Annotated in this window: 8 protein-coding genes; 4 read left to right on the top strand and 4 right to left on the bottom strand. The window is 50.3% G+C overall.

The window, feature by feature from the left end:
- The first annotated feature begins 290 nt into the window (after positions 1-290).
- Positions 291-1,238, top strand: coding sequence for a glycoside hydrolase family 3 N-terminal domain-containing protein (locus HMPREF3168_RS08160; RefSeq protein ID WP_070489550.1), 948 nt, complete (start codon positions 291-293; stop codon positions 1,236-1,238).
- A 122-nt stretch (positions 1,239-1,360) separates the two neighbouring features.
- Here HMPREF3168_RS08160 and HMPREF3168_RS08155 read toward each other — a convergent pair whose 3' ends face one another.
- The 4 genes from HMPREF3168_RS08155 to HMPREF3168_RS08140 form a co-directional block, all read right to left on the bottom strand.
- A complete protein-coding gene (locus tag HMPREF3168_RS08155; RefSeq protein WP_070489547.1) occupies positions 1,361-2,479 on the bottom strand; it encodes a serine hydrolase domain-containing protein in 1,119 nt (372 codons plus the stop codon).
- A 99-nt stretch (positions 2,480-2,578) separates the two neighbouring features.
- Positions 2,579-3,706 carry a serine hydrolase domain-containing protein gene (locus HMPREF3168_RS08150; RefSeq protein ID WP_070489545.1) on the bottom strand — a complete coding sequence of 376 codons (1,128 nt, stop codon included), beginning with the start codon at positions 3,704-3,706 and terminating at the stop codon, positions 2,579-2,581.
- 157 nt (positions 3,707-3,863) lie between these two features.
- On the bottom strand, positions 3,864-4,136 hold the full coding sequence (locus tag HMPREF3168_RS08145; protein WP_002876514.1) for an HU family DNA-binding protein: 273 nt from the start codon (positions 4,134-4,136) through the stop codon (positions 3,864-3,866).
- Positions 4,137-4,289: 153 nt separating this feature from the next.
- Positions 4,290-4,751 carry an RpiB/LacA/LacB family sugar-phosphate isomerase gene (locus tag HMPREF3168_RS08140; protein WP_070489544.1) on the bottom strand — a complete coding sequence of 154 codons (462 nt, stop codon included), beginning with the start codon at positions 4,749-4,751 and terminating at the stop codon, positions 4,290-4,292.
- Positions 4,752-4,963: 212 nt separating this feature from the next.
- Here HMPREF3168_RS08140 and HMPREF3168_RS08135 point away from each other — a divergent pair, with 212 nt between their 5' ends.
- The 3 genes from HMPREF3168_RS08135 to HMPREF3168_RS08125 are packed head-to-tail and all read left to right on the top strand — an operon-like array spanning position 4,964 to position 7,510.
- Positions 4,964-5,455: an FMN-binding protein gene (locus tag HMPREF3168_RS08135; protein WP_003613902.1), complete on the top strand. Its 492-nt coding sequence runs from the start codon at positions 4,964-4,966 to the stop codon at positions 5,453-5,455.
- Positions 5,456-5,463: 8 nt separating this feature from the next.
- Positions 5,464-6,246: an FAD:protein FMN transferase gene (locus HMPREF3168_RS10795; RefSeq protein ID WP_003613897.1), complete on the top strand. Its 783-nt coding sequence runs from the start codon at positions 5,464-5,466 to the stop codon at positions 6,244-6,246.
- Entirely contained in the window at positions 6,230-7,510 is a 1,281-nt protein-coding gene (locus HMPREF3168_RS08125) for a ferric reductase-like transmembrane domain-containing protein (RefSeq protein WP_070489542.1), read from the top strand. Before HMPREF3168_RS10795 ends, HMPREF3168_RS08125 begins: the two co-directional genes overlap by 17 nt.
- Positions 7,511-7,574 lie beyond the last annotated feature (64 nt).

Below are 7,574 nucleotides of genomic sequence, written 5' to 3'. Positions count from 1 at the left end.
TTGAAATCGCCTACTGCAAGATACCCTTTTTTCCTTGAATTTGAATTCTATCTAATTGCTGGTCTACCGCTTTAGTCAGCATTACATTGCATTAAATTTCTTATTTTTTCACAACACACAAACCTCCATCTCGATGGCAAGAAGCCCTGGCAATCGCCAGGGCTTTTTTGCATATTTTTAACCCTTTTGCCTTGCTTGCGGGTAAAAAAGAGCCAATAATATCATTTATAGAGACTTTGTAAAATTCACAAAATATCCATTTTGTTTTAACTTTAGAAAGCAGGTACATCATGTCTTCACTTAGTCAAAAACTGGCCAGCCTTTTCCTAATCGACAGCACTGGCGATTTTACTGAAAACCTCCGCCTTTTGGAGCAGTACCAGCCAGCCGGCCTCCTCCTCTTTGCCAAAGACCTGGCGGGCCTAAGCGAAAAGGCTGTTAAAGAGCGGCTGGCGATTTACCGGCAGGCCCGGCCAGGTTTGCTGCTCGCCATTGACCAGGAAGGCGGCTTAGTCAGCCGCTTGTCCGCCCTTTACCCAAACCGGTCTTACCCCAGCCAGGCTGAACTTTTGAAAAAGGGGGCTGACTTTTTCTTAGCAGAAAGCCAAAAGACGGCCCTGGAATTAAAAGATTTAGGCATCAACTTGAACTTTGCTCCGGTGGCTGATCTTTCGCTTGATCCGGCCAGCTTCATCTACAGCCGGACCCTGCAAACAGGAGCTGAGGAAACCGGGCCGGCAATCGCGGCCTTTATCAAGCTCTACCGGCAGCTGGGAGTCGCCTCCTGCGCCAAGCATTTTCCTGGCTACGGGGATGCCGGCGACACCCACCAGGCTCCGGCTAAAGACCTTAGAAGCCTTAAGGAAGCCCAGCTGGATCTTTTACCTTTTAAAGCTGCGATCGCGGCGGGCGTGCCGACTATCATGGTGGCTCACTTGGAAGTTGCCTGCTATAGCCCTGGCCCTGCTTCCCTCTCCCCGGAAATCTACCGCCTGCTCAAGGAGGACCTTCATTATTCCGGCGTGGCTATCACCGACGACTTAGCTATGGCGACGGCGCGAGAAAGCAGCTGCCCGGAACTTTTGGCCCTAAAGGCCGGAGCCGACCTCCTTTTAGGCGGCAAATTGGAAAACTTACCAATTTTGGAAGCAGCCGCAGAGAGCGGTGAATTGCCAAAAGAGCGGATCAAAGACGCTCTGGTCCGGGTCCAGACCCTGCAGGACGATTATTCTCTTTAAGCTTTTAAAAAGCTCTGTAACATTTCAGAATTAACCAGCAATTTAACGACAAAAAAGGCAGATCCGGAGATCTGCCTTTTTATCTTGCAATTTTTTGTTTATTTGTTTCTTTGTTACTTTGCTTAAGTCTTAGAGAAAGTAGCAAACCTGATCTTTTTCAAGATCTGGTAGCCAACATCCTTGACCTTGTCTTCACCAAAGCTGCGCTGGTTGAGAAGCATGATAATCCCGTTCTTGTTGTCAGCTGTCAGCTGGAAGTAAGCAGCATAGTGGGCGCTGCCAATTGCCCCGTAGGCCAGCTTGACCTTTTCCCCCTTCTTGAGGTAAACCCCGCCGCTATATTGGTTGATCTTGCTCTTGAGGTGGGTCAGCTTGTGAAAGGCGCTCGGCGACAGGAACTGCCCTGTCCCCAAAGCTTCTTGGATAAGATAGTAGTCGCTGGCTGTCGTCAGCATGTTCCCGGCCCCAACCAGCTGAGACAACCGTGTCTTTTCCAAAGTTGCCGCCTGCTGGTAGTTCTTGCCATGCTTATAGGTGTAAGATACAGCCAGCATCTTATTCTTAGGCAGCTGGCTACTTACATAAGTTGACTTGAGGCCCAGCCGCTGGACCACCCGCTTCTTAAAGTTCCAGGCATATGACTTATGGCTCACCTTCTTGATGATGCCTGCCAGCAAAACATAATTGACGTCGCTGTAGTGGTAGCTCCCCACCTTGTCCTGCGGCAATTGGTTGGCCCGGTTCACAATCCAGTTTACTGCCTGGTCTTCACTGTAGTTGATATGGCGGTCGGCTTCGACTTCCGGAATCTGCAAGCCTGAAGTGTGGGAAAGCAAGTTGCCCACGCTGATTTTCTTGGAATTCCGCAAGGCCGGGTACCAGCGGGAGATCTTCGTGTTTTGACTAAAAGCACTTGAGCTCCCCTTCTTTTCTTCCATCAGCTGCATGATCATGGCCCCGGTAACTTCCTTTTGCATGGAAGCGGCCGGGTAGACGACCTGGCTGGCCCCGTTCTTGACCTTCTGCTTAGCATTAGCCAAGCCATAGTTAACAACCTGGACATGCCCGTTTTGCACTATAGCCACGCTGCCGGTCACATGCTTCTTCTTAAAAAGCTTCTCGACAAAAACATGCATATCGGCCGCCGTTACCAGATCAGGGGCGGTTTCTTCTGGCCAAAACGCCAAAGCGGCCACTAAGACAAGCAGGGCAACGATTAGTTTCTTACCTTTTTTGAACAAGTCTGCTTTTCCCTCCTAGAATAAATATGAACATTATAAGCCCTTTTCCAGGGAAAAGGGAAAAGTTATTATACTTTTAAAAAATTAAAAAAATACTCACTAATTCAAACTGAAGGTTCCCGGCTGGATCTTCTGCAAGAGGCCGAAGGCCAGGCCCTTGAGCTGCTGTTCAGTCTGGCTGCGCTCATTGACGAACATGATGATCCCGTTTCTGTTGTCCGCCGTCAGCTGGACGTAATTCCCGTAGTGCTCATCCCCAATCGCGCCAAAGGCAGACTTGACCTTGCCGTCCCGCTTCATGTACATGCCGCCGCTATAGGTGGTCTTTCTGGCCTTGAGGTGGGTCAGGTAATTGAAGTCGCTTTGGCTCAAAATTGCCCCGTTCTGCAAGGCCAGCATGATCTCATAATATTCAATTGGCGTGGTGCACATATTGCCGGCACCTGGCATCTGGGAAGCCACGGACTTAGGCAGAGAAACCGGTCTTTGGTACTTTCTCTGCCAAAGGTAGGCATAAGAGACCGCCTGGCTCCGGGTCCAAGGGATGTCGTGTCTGAGGCTGGTGTGGGCTAAACCCAGCGGCTGAACGATCCGGTGCTTGAAGTTGTAGGCGTAGGAGTGGCCGGTCAATTTGCAGATAATGCCCGCCAGCAAGATGTAGTTGGCATTGTTGTAGTTAAAACTGCCCGTCTGATACTGCCAGCTGCCATTGATCTTCTGGCTCACCCAGTTGATGGCCTTGTTTTCTGACAGATTCTTGCGCCGGTTGCTTTCTAAGCCTGGCGTCCGGTAGCCGCTGGTGTGGGTCAAAAGGTTGCCAACCGTCACATAGCGGGCATTCTTCAGCTTGGGATACCAGCGGGAAATCTTGGTGTACTGGCTGAATTGCTGCTTGGTATGATTCTTTTCGTTCATGATCTGCACTAGCATGGCCCCGGTTACCACCTTTTGCAGGGAAGCGGCTGGATAGGGCACGTTATAAGAACCGTTCTTCATCCACCGTCCAAACCAGGCATAGCCGTAGTTGACGGTCTTGACGCTGCCGTTTTGGACTAAAAGAACTGACCCGGCCAGGTGGTTGTCCCTCATTACCCGGTTGACGTCGCTCTTGGTCGCTTCCGCCTGGACCGTAGCTGGCGCCAAAGCTGGAAGCAGGAGGCTGGCAGCTAAAGCCAGCTTGCCGGCAGTTTTCGCGGATTTTTTCAAAAAGAAATCTTCAAAATTCAATTTGCTCTTCTCTTTCTCATCATAAGCATAACTACGAATTATGTTAGCCCTAATGTTTATTAAAAACAAGGGAAGCTGTGTTACGTTTTAATTACAGGATTTTTCCGCAAAAAAAGACCACCGGAATCAACCGATGGTCATTTAGAAGTGGTCAAGCTTACTTAACGGCATCCTTCAGGGCCTTGCCTGGCTTGAAGGCTGGAACCTTGCTTGCAGGGATTTCGATTTCAGCGCCAGTTTGCGGGTTGCGGCCCTTCCGAGCAGCGCGTTCACGAACTTCAAAAGTCCCAAAGCCGATCAATTGTACCTTTTCGCCCTTAGCAAGTGCTTCTTCGATTGATGCAAACAAAGCGTCAACGATTTGAGCAGATTCCTTCTTGCTGAATTCAGTCTTTTCACTTACAACTGAGACAAGTTCAGTCTTGTTCATCTTGTTTCCTCATCTTTCTATTAAAAGGCTCAGCAATATGCCGAAGCTTAGTCATATGCTTAATTATAGCAAAACTTTGCCGCTGCAACAGCCTTTCTGTGAAATAGATGAGGGGAAATACTAAAATTACAAAAACGTTTTAGCAGAATCCACCTATTTCACTGGCACGCAGTGCTTGTCGTTGATCGCCTTGACTTTGTCCACCCGCCGGCGGTACTTTTCTTCCATCAAAGGATCCGTGTTCAGCCAGGTCTTGACGATTTCGCCGACCATCATGTCCCCGATAATCTTGGCGCCTAAGCAAAGGACGTTGGAGTCTGTGTGCTGGCGGGCAAGCTTGGCACAGAAAGGATCTTGGCAGACCGCGGCGTAAATGCCGTTAATCTTGTTGGCGATCAAGGCGCTGCCGTAGCCAACCCCGTCAACGAAAATGCCCCGGTCACATTCGCCCTTGGCCACAGCCAGACTGGCTGGGTAGACAAAGTCTGACAGGTCGCAGAATTCTTCATTGCCGGCCCCGAAGTCAACGACTTCATAGCCTTCTTCTTCCAGGTAGGCCTTGATTTCGTTCTTCAAGCGGGTACCCGCGTGGTCGTTTGCCATTGCAATCTTCATGTTTATGCCTTCTTCTATTTCAATTTTTTAAAAAACTTCTTTCGCCTCTATTCTACCATCTCCAAAGAAAGGGGAAAGTTATGAGCAAATTTTAGCCTCTCTTAAATAAGTTCATGCACTTTGGTCAATTTTTTGCCATACTTGCTTCTAATTATCCAGATAGAATTTCTTGTAATATCAAGGAAAGTATTTTATGGCAAGGAGGGACTACCATGTCTGCCAGAAAAGTTATCACGAGTGTACTCGCCGTTGGAACAACCATTGCTATTGCCATCGACGGCTATCTCTTATTTTTAAAAGCTGACCAAGCCAGCTCGACTGCATCTGCAGCTTCATCCAGCACAAGCACTGCAGCTTCCAGTTCTGCTTCATCTGCTTCATCTTCAAGCTCATCTGCAAGTTCATCCACGTCCAGCGGGTTAAAAGACGGGACTTACAGCGGCAAATCCATCAGCACCCAGTGGGGCGATGTCCAAGTCCAGATCAAGGTCAGCGGGGGAAAAATCACCACGGTTAATGTCTTAAAGTACCCTTCAGACAACGACCACTCCCAGCAGATCAACGACCAGGCCCTGCCTGTCTATAAAAAAGAGGCCGTCGAGGCCCAGAGTGCCGACATCCAGCAGGTTTCCGGGGCCACCGTCACTTACGAGGGCTTCACCCAGTCCCTGCAAAACGCCATCACCCAGGCTAAAGAAAGCTAGTGGCCATTATGAATGTAACCTGCCTTAACCAGACAGTGGAAGCCATGACCATTCCTTTCACTGTTTCTGTTGCTGTTCAAGGAGAGGCATCCCCGGACTTGACCCAGGCTTTTACAGACGCCTGTAGAAAAATTTATACAGAATTAAAAAGAATCGAAGCTGATTTCTCCGCCTTTTTGCCAGACTCCTTAGTCAGCCGCTTTGCTGAAGGCGATGAGAGCATACTTTTAGCCAATGCTGAATTTCAAGAAGTGTACGCGGCCGCCCTTTTGGCCAAAGAAGAAACAGCCGGTGCCTTTGATCCCTACTTTGCCGGCAAATTCGACCCGACCGGCCTGGTCAAGGGCTGGGCAGTGAAAAAAATCTTTGCCTCCTGTCTCATGCCCCTAGCTGCTTTTCCCGAAGTCACCGGCCTCTGCATCAACGGCGGCGGGGACCTGCAGGCCTGGACCAGGGGCGACTTCCGCTGGAAGACCGGCATTGAGAACCCGGCCCAGCCCCGCTTGCTCTTGGCTATCTATGATTTAGCCAGCCATGCCTTGGCAAGTTCCGGCTACACCTACCGCGGCCAGCATGTGACTTTAACTGGCCCCGCTGACCTCAGCCAGGTCACGGTTTTAGCCCCAGACTTAATTTTTGCTGACATCTGGGCAACAGCCGGCCTGGCCATGGGAGAAACAGCCTTTAAGGAGCAGATTGCCCAAAGAAGACTCAGCGGCTTATATGCCGGAAAAGACGGCCAGCTGGCCTTATTTACAGAAGGAGACCTGCAATATGTTCAAAAAGCATGACTACACCCTGGGCGTCTTATGGGCAGCGGCGATTTTTATCCTCCCCCTGCCATTCATCCAGACCCTGGAAGCCGGCCTGCCGGCCATCTACTATCCACAAAAGCTGCCCATCATAGCCGGAACCATCGCCTATGTCTGGCTGCTCTTAGCCATTTATCTTAGTACCCGCCCGCGCTGGCTTGACAGCTTGATCGGCCTGCCAAAGGTCTACATGATCCACGGTATCATGAGCCTGGGCGCCATCCTTTTAGCCTGGCTGCACATGCAAGGGTCACCTTCAGCAGGCCTCATCAAGCAGACCGGCAATATCACCTTTTACCTCTTCTTTGGCCTGGCGGTTTACTCCATGGTCTTCATGGCCGGCTGGCTGACCAAGCGGGTCCCATTTTTGGCAAAAAGCAAGCAGGTCCTGGAGGAAAAAATCTTCAAGCACGAGCTGTCCATTTGGCTGCACCGGTTAAACCTGCTGGCCGTCTTGCTGGTCTTTATCCACATCCAGCTGATCCCTTACATCCGGGCCATCACCCCCTTTATTGCCTGGATCTGGCTTGCCACGGTCTTCGTTTTTGCCAGCTACTTCATCAGCCTGGCCAAAAGCCGGGGGAAGAGCAATGCGGAACTTCTGTCCAGCCGCTTGATCGCTGACAATGTCCTGGAATTGACTTTAACGACTGACCAGAATTTGTCAGACTTTGAGGCAGGCGACTTCGTCTTCCTTTCCTTCCCAGAAGAAAAAGGCCTGGAAGAACCCCACCTCTTCTCCTTCGTCAACCTCCCGCAAGAAGAAAAGCAGGTCGTTTTGGCCATCAAAGGTAACGGGGACTTCACTAGACAATTGCAAGAGCTCAAGGCGCCGGTCAAAGCCCGCCTCAGCCCCAGCTTTGGCCGCTACCAGGAAGCAATTGACGAAGCCAAGCCCAACCAGCTCTTGCTGATCGCCTGCGGGATCGGGGTTGTCCCCCTCCTGTCGGTAATTGACGGCAATCCTGACTTGCCTACTAAAGTTTTTTACAACGCCCACACCAAGGAATTCTTGATCTATGAGGAAAAATTCTACTACTGGAACAGCCGGGACAATTTCCAGAGCCACTGCCAGGTGGGCCGGTTTAAAGATGAGGAAATTTTGGCTTCCCTGCCTGAAGACTTTTCCGGTCTCCAGGTTTTGATCGGGGGTCCCCAGGTCATGGCTGACCACTGGCTCAAGCTCTTAAAAGAAAAGGGCCTGCCAGCCGGGCAGATCTATTATGAAGAATTTGACTGGTAAAAAATAATCCAAACAAAAAGTGAGACCCAGCGGTCCAATGTCATTAAGTTAAGGCATTGACTTT

Source organism: Lactobacillus sp. HMSC08B12 (assembly GCF_001808415.1).
Classification (GTDB): Bacteria; Bacillota; Bacilli; order Lactobacillales; family Lactobacillaceae; genus Lactobacillus; species Lactobacillus delbrueckii.
The sequence above is the reverse complement of the archived record's forward strand: the minus strand, read 5'-3'. Positions and strand labels throughout refer to the sequence as shown.

What these genes read in the sequence shown, in the direction of transcription:
- HMPREF3168_RS08145 (WP_002876514.1), bottom strand. Translation starts at nt 4,136, where the DNA reads ATGAACAAGACTGAACTTGTCTCAGTTGTAAGTGAAAAGACTGAATTC.
- HMPREF3168_RS08135 (WP_003613902.1), top strand. Translation starts at nt 4,964, where the DNA reads ATGTCTGCCAGAAAAGTTATCACGAGTGTACTCGCCGTTGGAACAACC.
- HMPREF3168_RS10795 (WP_003613897.1), top strand. Translation starts at nt 5,464, where the DNA reads ATGAATGTAACCTGCCTTAACCAGACAGTGGAAGCCATGACCATTCCT.
- HMPREF3168_RS08125 (WP_070489542.1), top strand. Translation starts at nt 6,230, where the DNA reads ATGTTCAAAAAGCATGACTACACCCTGGGCGTCTTATGGGCAGCGGCG.
- HMPREF3168_RS08140 (WP_070489544.1), bottom strand. Translation starts at nt 4,751, where the DNA reads ATGAAGATTGCAATGGCAAACGACCACGCGGGTACCCGCTTGAAGAAC.
- HMPREF3168_RS08160 (WP_070489550.1), top strand. Translation starts at nt 291, where the DNA reads ATGTCTTCACTTAGTCAAAAACTGGCCAGCCTTTTCCTAATCGACAGC.